Source organism: Sphingomonas sp. P4_D12 (assembly GCF_056401895.1).
The window spans coordinates 1-725 of the sequence record NZ_JBFUIL010000029.1 but is presented as its reverse complement, the minus strand read 5'-3'; the positions used below and the strand labels follow the sequence as shown (position 1 = coordinate 725).

Genomic DNA, 725 nt, shown 5'->3' with positions numbered 1-725 from the left:
GCCGGCATGGTGGCGGCGATCCTCAACGCGGCGGGCACCGGCAATATCGACGTGACCGCCAACGGCGCAATCACCGCGCGGTTCGGCATCGACGCCGAGAATTTCGGATCAGGCAATACGACGGTCACCACCGTCGGCCCGGTCAATGTCACGACGGGTAACGGCATCTTTGCGTTGACGACGGGCGGCAACGTCTCGGTTACCGCGGGCGATGTCACCGCGGCCAGCAACACCGCGATCATCGCGCAGCAGACCAAGGTCGCGGGCGCGGGCAATGTCGATGTGACCGCGGGCAACGTCTCGGGCACGACCGGCATCGATGCGCACAACTTTGGCACTGGTACCGTCAGTGTCACCGCCAACGGCACGGTGACGGGTACGTTTGCCGAGGGCATCAAGGCAGTCGGCAACGACGCGGTGACGATCTCGGTCGCTGACACGGTGACGGGCGCGACGCGCGGCCTGAGCCTGGTTGGCGGGACTGGCGGCGCGGGCAACATCAGCGTCACCGGGACCGGCGGGTTCGTCGGCGGGACCGGCGATGCGGCGAACATCCTGAACAATGGTTCGGGCAATGTCACGGTCGACATCTCGGGCGCGAGCAGCTCGGCCGGCGGTGAGGGCATCTTCGTTCGCGATACGGCCGCAGGCGGCAATATCAGCGTCACCACCGGCGCAGTGACCGCGCTGACGGCGGGCAAGGACGGGATCGACGTTCAGGCGCA

1 pseudogene is annotated in these 725 nt (G+C 67.3%); it reads left to right on the top strand.

The annotated features are described in order from the left end of the window. Window positions 1–725: pseudogene (locus tag AC1DSD_RS22440) on the top strand (hypothetical protein); the annotation flags it as partial.